Annotated in this window: 15 protein-coding genes; 10 read left to right on the plus strand and 5 right to left on the minus strand. The window is 61.5% G+C overall.

The annotated features are described in order from the left end of the window. The first annotated feature begins 160 nt into the window (after positions 1-160). Positions 161-1,432 (plus strand): 4-aminobutyrate--2-oxoglutarate transaminase, encoded by a 1,272-nt coding sequence (locus ACIQWP_RS29515; protein ID WP_402795419.1) that lies wholly within the window; start codon positions 161-163, stop codon positions 1,430-1,432. Positions 1,433-1,503: 71 nt separating this feature from the next. Then, positions 1,504-2,985: an NAD-dependent succinate-semialdehyde dehydrogenase gene (locus ACIQWP_RS29520; RefSeq protein ID WP_402795422.1), complete on the plus strand. Its 1,482-nt coding sequence runs from the start codon at positions 1,504-1,506 to the stop codon at positions 2,983-2,985. Between the two features lie 7 nt (positions 2,986-2,992). Here the strand turns inward: ACIQWP_RS29520 and ACIQWP_RS29525 are convergent, their stop codons facing one another. Further along, positions 2,993-3,766 carry a metallophosphoesterase gene (locus tag ACIQWP_RS29525; RefSeq protein ID WP_402795425.1) on the minus strand — a complete coding sequence of 258 codons (774 nt, stop codon included), beginning with the start codon at positions 3,764-3,766 and terminating at the stop codon, positions 2,993-2,995. A gap of 379 nt (positions 3,767-4,145) precedes the next feature. Here ACIQWP_RS29525 and copD point away from each other — a divergent pair, with 379 nt between their 5' ends. Next, complete coding sequence (gene copD, locus ACIQWP_RS29530; protein ID WP_402795428.1) at positions 4,146-5,030, plus strand: copper homeostasis membrane protein CopD; 885 nt, start codon at positions 4,146-4,148, stop codon at positions 5,028-5,030. A 28-nt stretch (positions 5,031-5,058) separates the two neighbouring features. Here copD and ACIQWP_RS29535 read toward each other — a convergent pair whose 3' ends face one another. Further along, positions 5,059-5,829, minus strand: a complete 771-nt coding sequence (locus tag ACIQWP_RS29535; protein ID WP_402795430.1) for a TIM barrel protein — start codon at positions 5,827-5,829, stop codon at positions 5,059-5,061. A 63-nt stretch (positions 5,830-5,892) separates the two neighbouring features. Continuing rightward, positions 5,893-6,843: a helix-turn-helix domain-containing protein gene (locus ACIQWP_RS29540; RefSeq protein WP_402795515.1), complete on the minus strand. Its 951-nt coding sequence runs from the start codon at positions 6,841-6,843 to the stop codon at positions 5,893-5,895. 86 nt (positions 6,844-6,929) lie between these two features. Between ACIQWP_RS29540 and ACIQWP_RS29545 the strand changes: the two genes are divergently transcribed. The 5 genes from ACIQWP_RS29545 (at position 6,930) to ACIQWP_RS29565 (ending at position 13,280) form a co-directional block, all read left to right on the plus strand. Then, positions 6,930-8,204, plus strand: a complete 1,275-nt coding sequence (locus tag ACIQWP_RS29545) for an ABC transporter substrate-binding protein (protein WP_402795432.1) — start codon at positions 6,930-6,932, stop codon at positions 8,202-8,204. Between the two features lie 223 nt (positions 8,205-8,427). Beyond that, entirely contained in the window at positions 8,428-9,288 is an 861-nt protein-coding gene (locus ACIQWP_RS29550; protein ID WP_402795435.1) for a carbohydrate ABC transporter permease, read from the plus strand. Further along, a complete protein-coding gene (locus ACIQWP_RS29555; RefSeq protein ID WP_402795438.1) occupies positions 9,285-10,121 on the plus strand; it encodes a carbohydrate ABC transporter permease in 837 nt (278 codons plus the stop codon). The genes ACIQWP_RS29550 and ACIQWP_RS29555 overlap by 4 nt, the downstream gene beginning before the upstream one ends. Before the next feature lie 15 nt (positions 10,122-10,136). Next, positions 10,137-11,225: an ABC transporter ATP-binding protein gene (locus ACIQWP_RS29560; protein ID WP_402795441.1), complete on the plus strand. Its 1,089-nt coding sequence runs from the start codon at positions 10,137-10,139 to the stop codon at positions 11,223-11,225. 51 nt (positions 11,226-11,276) lie between these two features. Beyond that, positions 11,277-13,280 (plus strand): aldo/keto reductase, encoded by a 2,004-nt coding sequence (locus tag ACIQWP_RS29565; RefSeq protein WP_402795444.1) that lies wholly within the window; start codon positions 11,277-11,279, stop codon positions 13,278-13,280. Between the two features lie 96 nt (positions 13,281-13,376). Here ACIQWP_RS29565 and ACIQWP_RS29570 read toward each other — a convergent pair whose 3' ends face one another. Further along, on the minus strand, positions 13,377-13,910 hold the full coding sequence (locus tag ACIQWP_RS29570) for a methylated-DNA--[protein]-cysteine S-methyltransferase (protein WP_402795447.1): 534 nt from the start codon (positions 13,908-13,910) through the stop codon (positions 13,377-13,379). A gap of 249 nt (positions 13,911-14,159) precedes the next feature. Here ACIQWP_RS29570 and ACIQWP_RS29575 point away from each other — a divergent pair, with 249 nt between their 5' ends. Continuing rightward, positions 14,160-14,495, plus strand: a complete 336-nt coding sequence (locus ACIQWP_RS29575) for a DUF6665 family protein (RefSeq protein ID WP_402795450.1) — start codon at positions 14,160-14,162, stop codon at positions 14,493-14,495. Positions 14,496-14,498: 3 nt separating this feature from the next. On the opposite strand, the gene ACIQWP_RS29580 is transcribed toward ACIQWP_RS29575, so the two are convergent. Beyond that, positions 14,499-15,701, minus strand: a complete 1,203-nt coding sequence (locus ACIQWP_RS29580; RefSeq protein WP_402795452.1) for an ROK family protein — start codon at positions 15,699-15,701, stop codon at positions 14,499-14,501. Between the two features lie 233 nt (positions 15,702-15,934). Here ACIQWP_RS29580 and ACIQWP_RS29585 point away from each other — a divergent pair, with 233 nt between their 5' ends. Next, on the plus strand, positions 15,935-17,173 hold the full coding sequence (locus ACIQWP_RS29585; protein ID WP_402795455.1) for an extracellular solute-binding protein: 1,239 nt from the start codon (positions 15,935-15,937) through the stop codon (positions 17,171-17,173). Positions 17,174-17,178: the final 5 nt, after the last annotated feature.

Consider the following 17,178-nt stretch of genomic DNA (forward strand, 5'->3'; position numbering starts at 1 on the left):
TCCTAAAAGATGCGCGCGGCCGCATGTGATCCCTTCGGCGTATTCTTGTCACCCGCACAAAATCGCGCTTGAAATCTTGCAGGAAAAATGTAGGAGTTTTGTAAATAACTTGCAGAACTTCTGCAAGATAATTCGAAACTATCTTGTGGGAGGCACTGCAATGACCCTGACCGAGCGGAAGAACGCCGCCATTTCCCGCGGCGTCGGCATGACGACGCAGATCTATGCCGATCGCGCCGAAAACGCCGAGATCTGGGACAAGGAAGGGCATCGCTATATCGACTTCGCCTCCGGCATCGCCGTGGTGAATACCGGCCACCGCCATCCGCGCGTCATTGCCGCCGTCAAGGAACAGCTCGACCGCTTCACCCATACCTGCCATCAGGTGGTGCCCTATGAAAGCTATGTGCATCTCGCCGAACGGCTGAATGCGATCGTCCCCGGCGATTTCGCCAAGAAGACGATCTTCGTGACGACGGGCGCCGAAGCGGTCGAGAATGCCGTCAAGATCGCTCGCGCCGCCACCGGTCGCTCCGCCATCATCGCCTTTGGCGGCGGCTTTCACGGCCGCACCTTCATGGGCATGGCGCTGACCGGCAAGGTCGCGCCCTACAAGATCGGTTTCGGCCCGATGCCGGGCGATGTCTTCCATGCGCCCTTCCCCGTGCCGCTGCATGGTGTCAGCGTCGAACAGTCGCTGGCAACGCTGAAGAAGCTCTTTGCCGCCGATGTCGATCCACAGCGCGTGGCGGCCATCATTCTCGAACCCGTGCAGGGTGAAGGCGGCTTCTATCCGGCGCCAGCGGCCTTCATGAAGGCGTTGCGCGAGATCTGCGACCAGCACGGCATTCTCCTGATTGCCGACGAAGTGCAGACCGGCTTTGCGCGCACCGGCAAGATGTTCGCGATGGATCATCATGAAGTGGCGGCCGATCTCGTCACCATGGCGAAGAGCCTTGCCGGCGGCTTCCCGCTTGCCGCCGTCACGGGCCGGGCCGAGGTGATGGACGCGCCGGGACCGGGCGGCCTCGGCGGCACCTATGGCGGCAATCCGCTTGGCATTGCCGCCGCCCATGCCGTGCTCGACATCATCGCCGACGAGGGCCTGTGCGACCGCGCCAACCAGCTCGGCTCGCGGCTGAAACAGCGGCTGGAATCGCTGCGCGACAAGGTGCCTGAAATCGCCGACATCCGCGGCCCCGGCTTTATGAACGCCGCGGAGTTCAACGATGCGACGACCAAGCTGCCGAGTGCCGACTTCGCCAACAAGGTGCGGCTGATCGCGCTCGACAAGGGACTGATCCTGCTCACCTGCGGCGTCCACGGCAATGTCATCCGCTTCCTGTCGCCGATCACCATTCAGGACGGCGTGTTCAGCGAGGCGCTCGACATTCTCGAGGCATCGCTGCTGGAGGCAAGCGCCTCCCGCTAACGGACGCGACCCACCCATTTCCCTTATCCGCCCGTGCGGCCTGCCGGGCGAAACCTGTCGGAGTGCATAGCATGTCCTTTACAACAGCAATGACCAAGCATGTCCCCTTCTCGTCGCGTTTCCTGCGCGCCGCCGGCTATATCAATGGCGTCTGGACGGCGGGCGGGGCAACGAAGACATTCGATGTCATCAATCCGGCCACCGGCGAAGTGCTCGCGACGCTTCCCGATATGGGCGCCGCCGAGACGACGGCTGCCATCGATGCCGCCTATATCGCCCAGGTTGCCTGGGCTGCCCGCCCGGCCAAGGAGCGGGCCGCAACCTTACGCAAATGGTTCGACCTCATGGTCGCCAATGCCGACGAGCTGGCCGCGATCCTGACGGCGGAAATGGGCAAGCCGCTGCCGGAAGCGAGAGGCGAGATCCTCTATGCCGCCTCCTATGTCGAATGGTATGCGGAAGAGGCCAAGCGCATTTACGGCGAAACTATACCCGCGCCGTCCAACGACAAGCGCATGGTCGTCATCAAGCAGCCGGTCGGCGTCGTCGGCACGATCACGCCCTGGAACTTCCCGGCAGCGATGATCGCCCGCAAGATCGCGCCGGCGCTTGCCGTCGGCTGCACGGTTGTCTCGAAGCCCGCCGAGCAGACGCCGCTGACGGCGATCGCGCTTGCCGTGCTTGCCGAGGAGGCGGGCATTCCGGCCGGCGTGCTCAACATCATCGTCGGCATCGACGGCCCGGCGATCGGCCGTGAGCTCTGCGGCAATCCGAAGGTTCGCAAGATCAGCTTCACCGGCTCGACCGAAGTCGGGCGCATCCTGATGCGCCAGTGCGCCGACCAGATCAAGAAGGTCAGCCTCGAACTCGGCGGCAATGCGCCCTTTATCGTTTTCGACGACGCCGATCTCGATGCCGCCGTCGAAGGGGCCATGGCTTCGAAATACCGCAATGCCGGCCAGACCTGCGTCTGCGCCAACCGCATTTACGTGCAGTCCAATGTCTATGACGCCTTTGCCGCCAAGCTTGCGGCCAAGGTAAACGAACTCTCCGTCGGCGATGGCTTCAAGCCGGGGGTATCGGTTGGGCCGCTAATCGACGAACAGGGTGTCGCCAAGGCTGAAGACCATGTTCAGGATGCCGTCTCGAAGGGTGCCCGCATCGTCGTCGGCGGCAAGCGCATCGAGGGTGCAGGCACCTTCTTCGCGCCAACCATCCTGACGGGCGTCGACCGGAGCATGAAGGTTGCGCGCGAAGAGACGTTCGGGCCAGTCGCGCCGCTCTTCCGCTTCGAGAGCGCCGAGGATGTGATCGCGCAGGCAAACGATACCGAATTCGGCCTCGCCGCCTATTTCTTCGCCGGCGATCTCAAGAAGGTCTGGCGCGTTGCCGAAGCGCTGGAATACGGCATGGTCGGCATCAATACCGGCCTGATGTCGTCGGAGACGGCGCCGTTCGGCGGCATCAAGCAATCCGGCCTCGGCCGCGAAGGCTCGCGCCACGGCGCCGACGACTATCTGGAGATGAAATATCTCTGCATCGGCAATCTATAGCCGACTATCAAGTAGACGTGATGTGAACGCGGCCCTGCCACAGCCGGGCCGCGCTCAATCGGCCGGTGTGAAAAGCGCCGGTATCGAGATTGAGCCTCAGGCCATTGACTTCGGCTTGCCGGATCGGCGTATGTCCATGCACGATCAGCTTCGGCAGCGGCTGGGCGCTGTCGTAGAAGCGCGAGCGGATGAAGACGAGATCATCGTCCTGCTGCTCGGAAATCGGCCGGTCGGGATCGATACCCGCATGGACGAACAGCGCCTTCGGCGTGTCCAGCAGGATCGGCAAACGGCGCAGGAAGTTGACGTGGTCGTCGGGCAGCCAGGTTCGGATAAACGTGTCGAGCTTTTTCTGCTTGGGATATTGCTGCTGCAACTGAAGGATATCCACGCCATAGGAGGCAAGCGTCGCGTCGCCGCCGAGCGCCACCCAATCCTCAAGCGATATCTCGCCATCGACATAGGAAAGCATCGCCATCTCATGATTGCCGGTGAGGCAGATGCGATCGAAGCCGCTGGGCGGTGGCGCCATCAGGCGGCCGACGACCTGTGCGGACGCCGGTCCGCGATCGATGAAATCCCCCAGCATGACGATGAGCTTTCGGCCGGGAAGTCCCGCCGCGTCGGCAACGATCTTGCGCTCCAGCGCACTCAAGAGATCGTAGCGGCCATGGACATCGCCAATGACATAAGTGGGCACGTCGAGACGTTCGAGCCACTCGCGGCGCCGACGATGACCAGAGCCATTCGTCATTTTTTCGCGTATCCTAGATGCCGCCATGAAACTGCCTTTCGAGCGCACGCCCCGGAACGCCTTAACCGTGTCTGCAAAAAGGACTCAAAAGCGACGATTCTTTGCCAGAGAGGCGGAAATCATCGCCGATGACGGTTCCGGTAGCGGGTCTAGGCCTGCGGCACCGGCTCGCCTTGCGGCAAAGCGTCCCGAACGGCGCCTTTATGCATGGAGAAAGTTGACAGTGCGTATCCGCAATCTTATCGCGCTAACCACGATGGCGCGAGAAATTCCTGCCGTTCAACCCCTGAAAGGCGCGATGTCAGGCCGCTTCGGCACGAGAGCTGCCGGATTGCCAGCGCAAATGACACCGCTCCAAACCGGAACGTCGCACCCATGACGCCTATGAATTTATCGTGAAGTCCTGATGGATACGACGACAGCGCTTCAACTCTGCCGCTTCCTGCATGATGCGTCCCTGATGCTTCTATGGGGTGCCTGCGCCTATCTCGCCCTTTTTGTGCCGAAAGCGCTGGCCGACAGCGTGTGGCGCATGTCGGCAAGGCCGTTTTTCATCGCTGCCGTGATTGCAGCCCTGACGGCGTTGGCGGCCCTGCCGATCATGACCGCCAATATCGGCAACGGGTGGAGCGATGCGCTCGATGCCGGCATGGTCCATGATGTGCTCTTCGAGACTACGGTCGGCGTCGCCTGGCAGGCACAGGCATTTGCGGCCATGGTGATGGTCGGCGCCTTCCTGTTGCCGGAAGGCAAGCGCCGTTATGGACTGGCCCTGGGGGCGGGCCTTGGGCTCGCCTCGCTTTCCTTGACGGGACACGCCTCGATGCTGGAAGGCTGGATGCGGCAGGCGCATCGGGCCAACGATATCCTGCATGTGCTAACCGGCGGCGGCTGGCTGGGGGCGTTGCTGCCGCTGATCCCTATTCTCAGGCTTCTCGGCCGTCCGGAATGCAGGGCGGAAGCACGGATCGCGCTTCGCCGCTTCTCGAATGCCGGCCACGTTGCGGTCGCGCTCGTCATCCTCTCCGGCATTGTCAATACGCTGCTGATCCTGAAACGGCTGCCGACGGACTGGTCTTCGCCCTATCAGATGCTGCTCGCCATCAAGATCGCGCTGGTCGCCATCATGGCCGTGCTCGCCATCGTCAACCGCTACGTCTTCGTTCCCTGGATCGGTCGCAAACCGGAGCGCGCGCTGCTAGCTCTTCGGCTTGGAAGCATCGCCGAGATCGTCATCGGCATTGTCGTCATCGGGCTGGTTGCCGTCTTCGGCATGTTGGAGCCGGTGTAGCTTCTCGCTGCCCGCTCACAAGGATGCCTTAGCCGCCGAGCGATTTTACGACCGCGCGAACGGCTGCGGCATCGCTGGTCCCCGGTTTGTATTCCAGGCCGATCCTGCCGCGATAGCCTTGCGTGTATAGCCAATCCAGCCGTTCCGCCAGATCGATGCGGCCGCTGCCGGGGTCGCTGCGGCCGGGATGATCGGCGACATGGAGATGCACGACCCGGTCGATCCGGTTGCCGATGACCTCCCGCGTATCTTCCCCCATGACGGCCGAATGATAGAGGTCGTAGACGATGCCGATTTCCGGGCGGCCGACCTCATCGACGATATCGAGCCCTTCCGCCGTCGAAGACAGATAGTAGCCAACATGGTCGATCGTCGTGTTCAGCGGCTCGAGGCCCAGCCGGATGCCGGACCCTGCAAGAATGTCGGCGCCAGCGCGGAGGGCGGCGGCGATGGCCGCCCGCTGCTCGACACGGGAATAGCCCGGCAGGTCATCGCCCGCCTGCGCGATGAGAACTCTTGCGCCAAGGCGCTGGGCTACGGCTACGGAGTCTCGCAGGCCCCGCAGCCACGCCTCTTTGTTTGCCGGATTCGTGAGCGCGATCATCGGTTCAGCCACCATGCCCGAAACCGCAATGCCGGTCTCCGCAACGGCGGCGGCGATCGCATCGAGATCCTTGTCCGTCCAGTGCCAGAACTCGACCGCATTCAGCCCCGCCTCGTGCGCCAGCCGGATACGATCGGCGAAGACGTCGCCGTCGCGCGCAAACAACCACTCGATACAAGCCGAAAACTGCCGCATGAGATTCTCCTCCCTCAACCGGTCAGGAGCAATGCGCGAGATCGCCCGTAACTGCAAGTCTCCCTAGCGATGATATTGCTGGGGCAGGCGCGGCATCGATGGCTTGATGGCCTCGACGTTCATCGCGGAAAGGACGCGCATGTCGCGACGGAAATCGGAGGGCGTCATGCCGGCGATATGGCGGAAGGATTTGTTGAAGGCGCTGATCGAGCCGAAGCCGCTGTCCATGGCAACTTGCAACACATTGGCGCCGTCGCGCATCAGCATCGCCTGGGCGCGCGACAGACGCAGCAGGTTCACATATTTGGCAAGCGTCATGCCGGTCGATTTCTTGAAGAGGTTCATGGCGTATTTTGGATGGAGATGCGCCGCCTTGGCGATGTCGACGGTATCGATGTCATGCAGAAAATTCTCGGCGATGAAATCGCACATCCGCGCCAGGCTGCGCGAGGATTGCGGATGTACCTGCTCGTTGCTCAGGTTTTGCTGCTTCTCGGGCACCATGCGATAGGGCTCGAAGGCGATGCGCTCCAGGCGCAGGAGAAGTTCCGCGACCGCATGTTCCGCCTTGGCGCCGTCATCGGACATGACATAGCGGTGCCATCTGGCGAAATTCTCGTCATCGGCGGCATCCGTTGCCGAGCTTATCAACGCCTGTCCGCGAATGAGGCGGCCTGAGATATCGAGCGGCAGGTGCAGACGGAAAAAATGCACCAGCGGCAGATGCGCGCCCGCATAGATCGCATCCTCCGACAGCTCGTCCAACAGATGCGGCTGGCCTCCCCAGAAAAGGCAGATCTCGCCCGCTCTCAAAGTAAGCTCGTGATCGCCGATACGGTAATGCACAGTGCCGCGGACGATGTAGTTGACTTCCACCTGCGCGTGCCAATGCGGCTTTGCCATCGGCAACGGGTGGTTATGAAACATCTGCAGGACATTTGGGAGCCCTTCGACGCTGCTCGCACCCGGCTGATAAACCGCTCGTTGACCTACCTTACTTTTCGCCAAGTCAATGTTCCTTTTTTAGGAGACAGAAGCGTACCGACAGCTAGTTTAAGCGTGTTCTCTTGAGGACAGCAATTGAAAAGGGAGGATTTTCAATGCGTTTAAAACTTGCTGGGGCGACGGCGCTTGCCGCCTTGCTCGCTTCTGGTTCTGCCTATGCGGAACAAACGACCATCACAGTCTGGAGCTGGAACATCGCCGCATCGGCGCTGAAATCCACGGTCGAGGGGTTCAATAAGAAATATCCCGATATCAAGGTCGATGTGCAGGACATCGGCAATCCGCAGGTCTTCGACAAGATGCTGGCCGCCTGCGCCGCCGGCGGCGACGGCCTGCCCGACGTCATGTCGATCGAAAACCACAAGGCTTCGATCTTCTGGAACCGCTTTCCCGACTGCCTGACCGACCTGACGAAGCTCGGCTACAACAACGACCTGAAGAAACAGTTCCCGGATTTCAAGCGCGCCGAGCTCGAAGTGGGTGACGCCGCCTATGCCATGCCCTGGGATTCCGGCCCGGTCACCATGTTCTATCGCCGCGACATCTATGAAAAGGCCGGCGTCGATCCCGCAACGATCAAGACCTGGGACGATTTCATTGCCGCCGGCAAGAAGATTTCCGCCGCCAATCCTGGCGTCGTCATGGCGCAGGCCGATCTCAACGGCGACACCGAATGGTTCCGCATGCTCGCCAATGAACAGGGCTGCGGCTATTTCTCGGATGACAGCCAGAGCATCACCGTCAACCAGCCTGCCTGCGTCAAGGCGCTGGATAAGGTGAAGGAGATCAAGGATGCCGGCCTGCTGACCGCCGCCAACTGGAACGAGAAAATCCAGTCGAACACCGCCGGCAAGGTGGCATCGCAGCTTTATGGCGGCTGGTACGAAGGCACCATCCGCTCCACCTCGCCGGATCTGGCCGGCAAATGGGGCGTCTATCCGATGCCGAGCATGACGGCCGACGGCCCGCACGCAGCCAATCTCGGCGGTTCGTCACTCGCAATCGCCAACGGCTCCAAGAACAAGGAAGCAGCCTGGAAGTTCCTTGACTACACGCTTGGCACCAATGAGGGCCAGGTGACGATGCTGAAGTCGTTCGGGCTCGTGCCGTCGCTGCTGACCGCGGTTCAAGATCCCTTCGTCAACCAGCCGCAGCCCTACTGGGGCGGGCAAAAGATCTGGACCGATATCCTCGCCACCCTGCCGAAGATCCGTCCGAACCCCGGCACCCAGTATTTCAGCGACGCCGATGAAGTCATCAAGGCCGTACAGACGAAATACCTCGCCGGTGGCTATCCAAACGGCAAGGCTGCGCTCGACGATGCAGCCCAGCAGATCGCCTCGGCGACGGGTCTGCCGCTTGCGAAATGAGTGATACTGCCGGGCGTGCTTCCCAAGCCGCGCCCGGCATCTCCGCCGCCCTAGAGCCGGATGATTTTAGGTCTGTTCGACCTAAATCTGAATCCGCTCTAGAATCAAAGAAGTAGAGCGTGACGTCGTCCGAAAACCGCCTACACTTTTCGGCGTCACGCTCTAGGGCGGCGGGGATGCGACGTCACGCATCATTTCCCTGCGCATAAAGGAGAAGGCTTTCATGCGGTTGCGAAACCGGAGCGCCTATGCGTTCCTTGCACCCTATCTTCTGGTGTTCGCCGCTTTCTGGGTCTGGCCGATCATCGATTCGTTCCTGATTTCGTTCCAGAACACCCGGGTTAATCCGTGGACCTTCAATCTGTCGCTGAATTGGGGGCGCCTGTTCGGCGACCCGGCCTTCTACAATGCGCTTCAAAACACGCTGATCATCCTGATCGTCCAGGTACCCGTCATGATCACGCTCGCGACGGTCATGGCAGTGCTGCTGAATTCACCGCTGTTGAAGGCCCGTGGCATTTTTCGCTTTGCCTTCTTCGCGCCCGTCGTCGTCGGAGAAGTGGCCTATGCCGCGGTCTTCCGCCTGATGTTCAACGTCGATTTCGGCATCATCAACAAGCTGATCGGCGCGGTCGGCTTTGCACCGGTGTCGTGGTTCGCGGAATCGCATGCCGCAATGGTGCTCATCATCATCGCCGTCACCTGGCGCTGGGCGGGTTATAACGCCATCATCATCCTGTCCGGGCTGCAATCGATCCCCGAGGATGTCTACGAGGCTGCGACCCTCGACCGCGTCAGCCGCTTCCAGCAGTTCATCCATATCACCCTGCCGCTGTTGAAGCCGATCATTCTGTTCTGCGTGGTCCTTTCCGTCATCGGCACCATGCAGCTCTTCACCGAGCCATATCTGATCACCAACAGAGGCGGTCCCGGCGGCGGTACGGAGACGCTCGGACTGCTGCTCTATCGCCAGGCCTTCCAGTCGACCAACTTCGGCTATGCCTCGGCGATCGCCTACACGATGGCGGCGCTTGCGGTGGCCATTTCTCTTCTCAATCTCTGGGTGGGGCGCGAACCGAAATGAAATCGAAGTCCAAATCCAATCTGATCCGCTCCCTTGCCTTGCACGGCCTGCTGGTGCCACTCGCCATCATCTGGCTGTTTCCGCTCTGGATGATGTTCGTCTTCTCGACCATGCCCGACTACGGCATTTTCAGCCCCGGCATCATCCTGGCGCCGTCGACAGGTTTCATGGACAACGTCCGTAACCTGCAGGCGGACACCAACTTCATCGGCGCCATGACGATCTCCATCGTCGTTGCCGTCGTCTACACCTTTCTCTCGGTCATGCTGACATCGATGGCCGGATGGGCGCTGGCGCGCTACCAGTTCGCCGGGCGATCCGGTGTCATCGGCATCATCCTCGGCACAATCACGCTGCCCTACTCCGTCGTCATCATCCCGCAATTCATCATGGTGGCGCGCGATTTCGGACTCGCCAACACATGGGTTGCGCTGATCGTACCGCCGCTCTTCAATTCGCTCGGCGTACTGTTCATGCGCCAGGCCTTCTCGATGATGCCGGGCGAGCTCTTTGATGCGGCCCGCGTCGAAGGCGTCAAGGAATGGCAGATCTTCCTGCGCATCGCCCTGCCGCTCGCACGGCCGACCATGGCGGCGCTCGCCATCATCCTGTTCCTGGCCTCCTGGAACAACTACCTCTGGCCGCTGCTCATCAACTCCCGGCCGGGAATGATGACCGCGCCCGTGGCGCTCGGAACGCTGATCGGCCTTACCAGGGTCTCCTGGGGTGGCATCATGGCCGGTGCGGTCATGCTGACGGCGCCGATCCTCATCATCTTCGTTCTCCTGCAGCGCCACTTCATCGCCGGCATCGCCGCCGGCGCAATCAAATAATTCCGGGAGACCCGTATGGCTGAACTGTCCCTTACCAATATCGTCAAACGCTACGGTTCTCTGGAAATCATCCACGGCGCCAATCTCGATGTGAAGGACGGCGAATTCGTCGTCTTCGTCGGTCCCTCCGGGTGCGGCAAGTCCACGCTCTTGCGCATGATCGCCGGGCTGGAGGATATTTCCGGCGGCGAACTGAAGATCGGCGGCCGTGTGGTCAACGACGTGGAGCCGGCCGATCGCGGCATCGCCATGGTCTTCCAGTCCTACGCGCTCTATCCGCACCTGACCGTCGAGCAGAACCTCAATTTCGGCCTGCGGATGAACGGCAACCCGAAGGCCGACACCGACCGCCGCGTCAAGCAGGCGGCCGAGATCCTGCAGATATCAGAGCTGATGCAGCGCCGGCCGAAGCAGCTCTCCGGCGGCCAGCGCCAGCGCGTCGCCATCGGCCGCGCCATCGTGCGCGAACCGCAGATCTTCCTGTTCGACGAGCCGCTCTCCAACCTCGACGCCGAGCTGCGCGTGCAGATGCGCGTCGAAATCTCCCGCCTTCACAAGAAGCTCGGCACGACGATGATCTATGTCACGCACGACCAGACGGAAGCGATGACGCTTGCCGACAAGATCGTCGTCTTGCGCGGCGGCAACATCGAGCAGGTAGGCGCGCCGCTCGACCTCTATGACGATCCCGCCAACCAGTTCGTAGCCGGATTCGTCGGCTCCCCGAAGATGAACTTCCTGCAAGCCGAGGTCACGGACAATCAATCCGGCCGCATAGCCGTCGTACTCAAGGGCCAGCGCAATGTCCGCCTGACATTGCCGATCACCTCGGCAAAGGTGGAGGTCGGGCAACAGGTGACGATCGGCGTTCGTCCAGAACATTTCCTCGAGGCCGGGCGCGGCGACGTGGACTTGATCGTCGATGTCGATGTCGCCGAGCATCTCGGCAATACCAGCTACATCTACGCCAATATCGAAAGCGGTGAGCAGATCGTTATCGAGCGCGAGGAGTCCCGCAATACGGGCAATCGCGACACGCTCACCGTCGCGCTCTCCGCGGCCAAGACATTCCTCTTCGACAGTGCCGGCAACCGATTGCGGTAGGCACTGCCCATACTCCCAAGACAGCATGCAGATTTACGAAAGGATCGTTCCATGAGTACAGATACATCCATCCGCTGGGGCATTATCGGCCCTGGCAGGATCGCCCAGACTTTTGCCGAGGGCGTCGCTCATTCCCGTAGCGGCAAGCTGGTGGCGATCGCCAGTCGCAACCCGGACAAGCCGGGTCTTGGCGACGGTTTTCCCGGCGCCCGTATCGTCAACGGTTATGAGGCTCTGCTCGCCGACAAGGACATCGACGCCGTCTATATCGCCACACCGCACACCGGCCATGCCGAATGGGCAATCAAGGCGATCCGCGCCGGCAAGCACGTGCTCGTCGAAAAGCCGATCGCGCTTTCGGCCTTCGACGCAGAGGCCATCTATTACGAAGCCAGGAAGGCCGGCATCTTTGCCGGCGAAGCCTTCATGTATCGCGTCCATCCGCAGACGGCGAAGCTGATCGAACTCATCAAGAGCGGCGTGATCGGCGATCTGCGCATCATCCGCTCGTCCTTCGGCTTCAACATGGGCAAGGTCAATCCGGAACACCGGCTGTTTGCCAATGAGACTGCCGGCGGCGGCATCCTCGATGTCGGCGGCTATCCGGTCTCGATGGCACGCCTAATTGCCGGTGCGGCCGATGGCAAGCCGTTCCTCGATCCCGACAAGGTCTCAGGTGTCGGCCATCTCGGCCAGACCGGCGTTGACGAATGGGCTTCCGCAGTTCTGAAATTCCCGAACAACGTCATCGCCGAAGTGTCCTGCTCGATCATGGCGAACCAGGACAACACGCTGCGCATCATCGGCTCCGAGGGCCGTATCGAAGTGGCCGACTTCTGGTTCGCCTCCGGCCACAAGGGCGGCGTCGGCAAGATTGAGCTCATCAAGGGCGGCGAAACCCAGACCATCGAGGTCAAGGAAGAGCGCTGGCTCTATTCCTTCGAGGTCGATGCCGCCGGCGACGCCATCCGCGCCGGACAAAAGGAATTCGCCTATCCCGGCATCAATTGGGCCGATTCGATCGGCAATCTCCGGGTTCTCGACCAATGGCGCGCCTCGATCGGCCTGGAATATGGTGTCGAAAAGGCGGCAAAGCGGACGAAGAATATCGCCGGCGCCACCGTCATCAAGGGCAACAGCATTCCGAAGCGCAGCATTCCCGGCATCTCCAAGCCCGCATCGCTCGTCACGCTCGGCTTCGAATTCTTCCCGAATTTCGCCGCCGCCTCGCTAACGCTCGACGCCTTCTATGAGGCCGGCGGCAACGCCTTCGACACGGCCTATGTCTATGGCGGCGGCAAGACGGAGAGCATTTTCGGCGATTGGCACACCAGCCGCAACGTGCCGCGTGAGGAGATCGTGCTGATCGGCAAGGGCGCCCATTCGCCACTTTGCTACCCGGACATGATCGCCAAGCAGCTCGACCAGTCCCTTAATCGTCTGAAGACCGACTATGTCGACATCTACTTCATGCACCGCGACAACACCGACATTCCGGTCGGCGAGTTCGTCGATGCCATGGATGCCGAGGTGAAGGCCGGCCGCATTCGCGGCATCTTTGGCGGCTCGAACTGGACGCGCGCCCGCTTCGACGAGGCAATCGCCTACGCCGAGAAGAACGGCAAGACGGCTCCGGCTGCGCTTTCCAACAACTTCTCGCTCGCCGAAATGCTCGACCCGATCTGGGCCGGCTGCATCGCCGCCTCGGACGACGATTGGAAGAGCTGGCTGAACGCCAAGCAGATCCCGAACTTCGCCTGGTCGAGCCAGGGCCGCGGCTTCTTCACCGACCGCGCCGGCCGCGACAAGCGTGACGACGAGGAACTGGTTCGTGTCTGGTATTCCGACCGCAATTTCGGCCGCCGCGACAGGGCGATCGAACTGGCGCAGAAGCTTGGCCGCAACCCGATCCACATCGCGCTTGCCTATGTCGTCGCCCAGCCATTCCCTGTGATACCGCTGATCGGCCCGCGCACGATCGCCGAGCTGGAAGACAGCCTTTCGGCGCTCGACATCAAGCTGACGCCGGAGCAGGTGAAGTGGCTCGAAGGCTAAGATAGGCCTTACGCCTTCAACAACGCACCGAAAGAAAAGGCCCATCCGGGAAACCGGATGGGCCTTTTGATATATGCCTGAATGATCGTCGAAAGATCAGGCGGCGAAATCGAATGTCTTGGTATCCGCCCCTTCGAGCCGCAGCAGATAGGCCTTGCGCTCGAGACCGCCGGCAAATCCCCTAAGATCGCCGGCCGAACCCACCACACGGTGGCAGGGCGCGATGATCGAGATCGGATTGCGACCATTGGCGGCGCCGACGGCGCGGATCGCCTTTGCCGAGCCGATCTCGGTGGCGATCTGGCGGTAGCTGCGCGTCTCGCCGAAAGGAATGGCGAGCAGCGCCTGCCACACCTTCTGCTGGAACTCCGTTCCGGCAAAATCGAGCGGCAGGTCGAAAACCTGTCGTTCGCCGGCGAAATATTCGCGCAGCTGACGCTCGGTTTCCAAGAGCACCGGATGATTGTCATCTTCCGCGACAATCAACAGCGGTACGCGACCCGGCCGGTCGTTGTCCCAGAGGATCGCGGCAAGCCCATCATCGCTGCCGACGAGCTTCAGCGCGCCAACGGGCGAGTTCACGATCCGATAGACATAGTGCTTCTGTCCATTTTTCAGAGCTTTGGTCATGCCGATATCCTTTCCTTGAATTGCGCTATGGCATCGGGCGAGATTGCCTCGATGGAGCGCTTATGGTTGCATAGGACCTCAAATGGCGGGCTCCAGCCACCCGAAAAGAGACGCCTGAACGGGAAATCCGGCATTTCCGAATCCGGACGCTCGGGATGAAGGTGGCGCAAGCAACATGGTCTCGCTTGGGAAATGGACTGGAATTGTGTAGAACCCAGACAGGACAGAGCACAGCATGCGGAGCCCGAGATGACAGTTCGCCCGCCGCGCAATTTCAATCCATCCCATATGGCTGCGACCGGCCTCGGGATTCTCGAATACGAGATCATGTCGGAGCGCGCCAGCACGCTCGGTCAAAACGGACTGAAGGCTGAGGCGGCGCTTGCCGCGCTGCAGGAGGGCGAAGCCAAGGGCAAGCACGGCATCGAACACGAGCAGCTGGTCGATACCGCCGCGCAAGCCGTCTGGGCAATGTTCATCCACCGCGAGATCTGCGGCCTGCGCAACGGCCGCGACATCATCCAGCGCTACGGCATTCCGAACAAGGTGCTTGCCCGCCTCGGCGCCAGCCCGCGCCATCCCTGAATTTTAGGATTTCAGGATCGCCTGGAAGCGCGGATCGAAGGCGTGGCCGATCGGCTCCGCCGCCGCGCCGCGCGCCACTGCCCAGGGGTCGGTCATGCCGAGCTGCAGACGCGGCAGCAGCCGGTCGGGACGATCGGCATTGGAGGGCAAGAGCGGCTGCATGGCGGCGATCAGCCGCGTCGCGAGCGATGCCGGCGCGCCGCCGCACAGAATCACCGTCTGCGGATCGAAGATGGTTTCGATGAGCTGCACGCTCCAGCGCAGATCGATCGCCGCCCTTTCGATCCAGGCGAGAATATCGGGATCGTCGGCCGCAGCGCGCTCGCTTATCAGCGAATAGATGTTGGGCGCCATCGGATCGACGCCAAGGTGCTCGTAGAGCGAAGCGAGCGAGGCGCGATGCTCCAGCTGGGTCTGCCGCCCGCCGGCGGTCAACAGCGCCATGCCGATTTCGCCGGCATTGCCATGAGCGCCACTATAAAGCTCGCCGCCGAGGATCAGCCCCGCGCCGATACCGTAGCCGACGTAGAGGCAGACGGCATGGTCGAGCCCATGGGCTGCACCGACCATGCGCTCGGCCGTCGCGCAGGCGGCGGCGTCGTTCTGCAGGGTGACGTTGAGGCCGGTGCCCGCCGACAGCGTTTCCAGCAGGGGAAAGCGCTGCCAGGCACCCATCATCCAGGGATTGTCGGCATCCTTCTGCTCGATGCCGAAAGGGCCCGGCATCGCCGCGCCGAGGCCGACGAGGCGCTTTTCCGCCTGCGCCACGCGCTGCTTCAATTCGCTGCGCACGTCCTGCACCAATTGCAAAACAACGCGCGTGCCCGTGGCCGGTCCGCCGGCCGGCAGGTTCGCTTCCTTGCGGATCAGGACATTGCCGACGAGATCGACGGCAATGGCGCGGGTGATGTGGCGGTCGATCTGCAGGCCGATGGCGAAGGCGCCTTCCGGCACTAGGCCATAGGGTGTCGAGGGTTGGCCCCTGCCGCGGCGCACCGTTTCCCGCGAGGTCACCAGCCCGTCGTATTCCAGCTCCTCCATGATGTTGGAGACCGTCTGCTTCGTCAGGCGGGTGGCGCGTGCGAGATCGGCGCGGGAGAGCGCTCCGTTGAGCCGCAGGGCGTCGATAATCACCCGCCGATTGTGGGCGCTGGTGCCTTCGTGGTTCGTTCCGCTCGTAGCCCTGATCGGGCGAATATCGTTCATCTGTTTTTGCCTCTTGACACCAATAGAATATTGAAGAACAAATTAGTCAAGACAATTGACTTAAAAGAAACCACAGAGTTTCATCAGGGAACTTGAGCGAGCCTTCGGGCTCCAAGGACACGCCGATCGATGTCGGCAGCCGACCCGGCCAATTGCCTGATCGACAATCGATGGCGACGCCTTCCGCCGCCATTGGAAAAAATGCGTGACTGTCAAAAAAACTGGAGGATGGAATGTTGAAATCATTGAACAAGACATTGCTCGGCGCAGCGCTGATCGGCGTATCTTTCGCCTCGCATGCCTTTGCCGAAACCACGATCAATGCCCTCTTCATGGCGCAGGCTGCCTATAGCGAAGCCGATGTGCGCGCCATGACGGATGCCTTTTCCAAGGCCAATCCGGACGTGAAGGTCAATCTCGAATTCGTGCCTTACGAAGGCCTGCACGACAAGACCGTGCTGGCTCAAGGGTCCGGCGGCGGCTACGATGTCGTGCTGTTTGACGTCATCTGGCCGGCCGAATACGCAACCAACAAGGTTCTGGTCGACGTGTCCTCGCGCATTTCCGACGACACGAAGAAGAGCGTGCTGCCGGGCGCATGGACGACGGTCCAGTATGACGGCAAATATTATGGGATGCCCTGGATTCTCGATACCAAGTACCTGTTCTATAACAAGGAAATCCTGGAAAAGGCCGGCATCAAGACGCCGCCGAAGACCTGGGACGAATTGAACGAGCAGGCCAAGATCATCAAGGACAAGGGTCTTCTCGCCACGCCGATCGCCTGGAGCTGGTCGCAGGCCGAAGCCGCGATCTGCGACTACGCGACGCTCGTCAGCGCCTATAAGGGCGACTTCATCAAGGACGGCAAGCCGGACTTCCAGAGCGGCGGCGGCCTCGATGCCCTGAAATACATGGTCACCAGCTACAAGTCCGGCCTCACTAATCCGAACTCGAAGGAATTCCTCGAAGAGGATGTCCGCAAGGTCTTCGAAAACGGCGACGCCGCCTTTGCGCTGAACTGGACCTATATGTACAACATGGCGAACGACCCGAAGGACAGCAAGGTCGCGGGCAAGGTCGGCGTCGTGCCGGCGCCGGGCGTTGCCGGCAAGAGCGAGGCTTCAGCCGTCAACGGCTCGATGGGCCTTGGCATCACGTCTGCGAGCAAGCATCCGGACGAAGCCTGGAAGTACATCAGCTTCATGACCTCGCAGGCGACGCAGAACCAGTACGCCAAGCTCAGCCTGCCGATCTGGGCATCGTCCTACAGCGACCCGGCCGTCACCAAGGACCAGGAAGAACTGATCGCGGCCGCGAAGGTCGGCCTCGCTGCCATGTATCCGCGCCCGACGACGCCTAAGTATCAGGAACTGTCGACCGCACTTCAGCAGGCGATCCAGGAATCGCTGCTCGGCCAGTCTTCTCCGGAAGATGCGCTGAAGACGGCTGCCCAAAACAGCGGTCTCTGATAGTC

This window comes from Rhizobium sp. NPDC090279 (genome assembly GCF_044769665.1).
Classification (GTDB): domain Bacteria; phylum Pseudomonadota; class Alphaproteobacteria; order Rhizobiales; family Rhizobiaceae; genus Rhizobium.

Coding starts and splice junctions, on each gene's coding strand:
- ACIQWP_RS29515 (WP_402795419.1), top strand. CDS start 161: ATGACCCTGACCGAGCGGAAGAACGCCGCCATTTCCCGCGGCGTCGGC.
- ACIQWP_RS29520 (WP_402795422.1), top strand. CDS start 1,504: ATGTCCTTTACAACAGCAATGACCAAGCATGTCCCCTTCTCGTCGCGT.
- ACIQWP_RS29525 (WP_402795425.1), bottom strand. CDS start 3,766: ATGGCGGCATCTAGGATACGCGAAAAAATGACGAATGGCTCTGGTCAT.
- copD (WP_402795428.1), top strand. CDS start 4,146: ATGGATACGACGACAGCGCTTCAACTCTGCCGCTTCCTGCATGATGCG.
- ACIQWP_RS29535 (WP_402795430.1), bottom strand. CDS start 5,829: ATGCGGCAGTTTTCGGCTTGTATCGAGTGGTTGTTTGCGCGCGACGGC.
- ACIQWP_RS29545 (WP_402795432.1), top strand. CDS start 6,930: ATGCGTTTAAAACTTGCTGGGGCGACGGCGCTTGCCGCCTTGCTCGCT.
- ACIQWP_RS29550 (WP_402795435.1), top strand. CDS start 8,428: ATGCGGTTGCGAAACCGGAGCGCCTATGCGTTCCTTGCACCCTATCTT.
- ACIQWP_RS29555 (WP_402795438.1), top strand. CDS start 9,285: ATGAAATCGAAGTCCAAATCCAATCTGATCCGCTCCCTTGCCTTGCAC.
- ACIQWP_RS29560 (WP_402795441.1), top strand. CDS start 10,137: ATGGCTGAACTGTCCCTTACCAATATCGTCAAACGCTACGGTTCTCTG.
- ACIQWP_RS29565 (WP_402795444.1), top strand. CDS start 11,277: ATGAGTACAGATACATCCATCCGCTGGGGCATTATCGGCCCTGGCAGG.
- ACIQWP_RS29570 (WP_402795447.1), bottom strand. CDS start 13,910: ATGACCAAAGCTCTGAAAAATGGACAGAAGCACTATGTCTATCGGATC.
- ACIQWP_RS29575 (WP_402795450.1), top strand. CDS start 14,160: ATGACAGTTCGCCCGCCGCGCAATTTCAATCCATCCCATATGGCTGCG.
- ACIQWP_RS29580 (WP_402795452.1), bottom strand. CDS start 15,701: ATGAACGATATTCGCCCGATCAGGGCTACGAGCGGAACGAACCACGAA.
- ACIQWP_RS29585 (WP_402795455.1), top strand. CDS start 15,935: ATGTTGAAATCATTGAACAAGACATTGCTCGGCGCAGCGCTGATCGGC.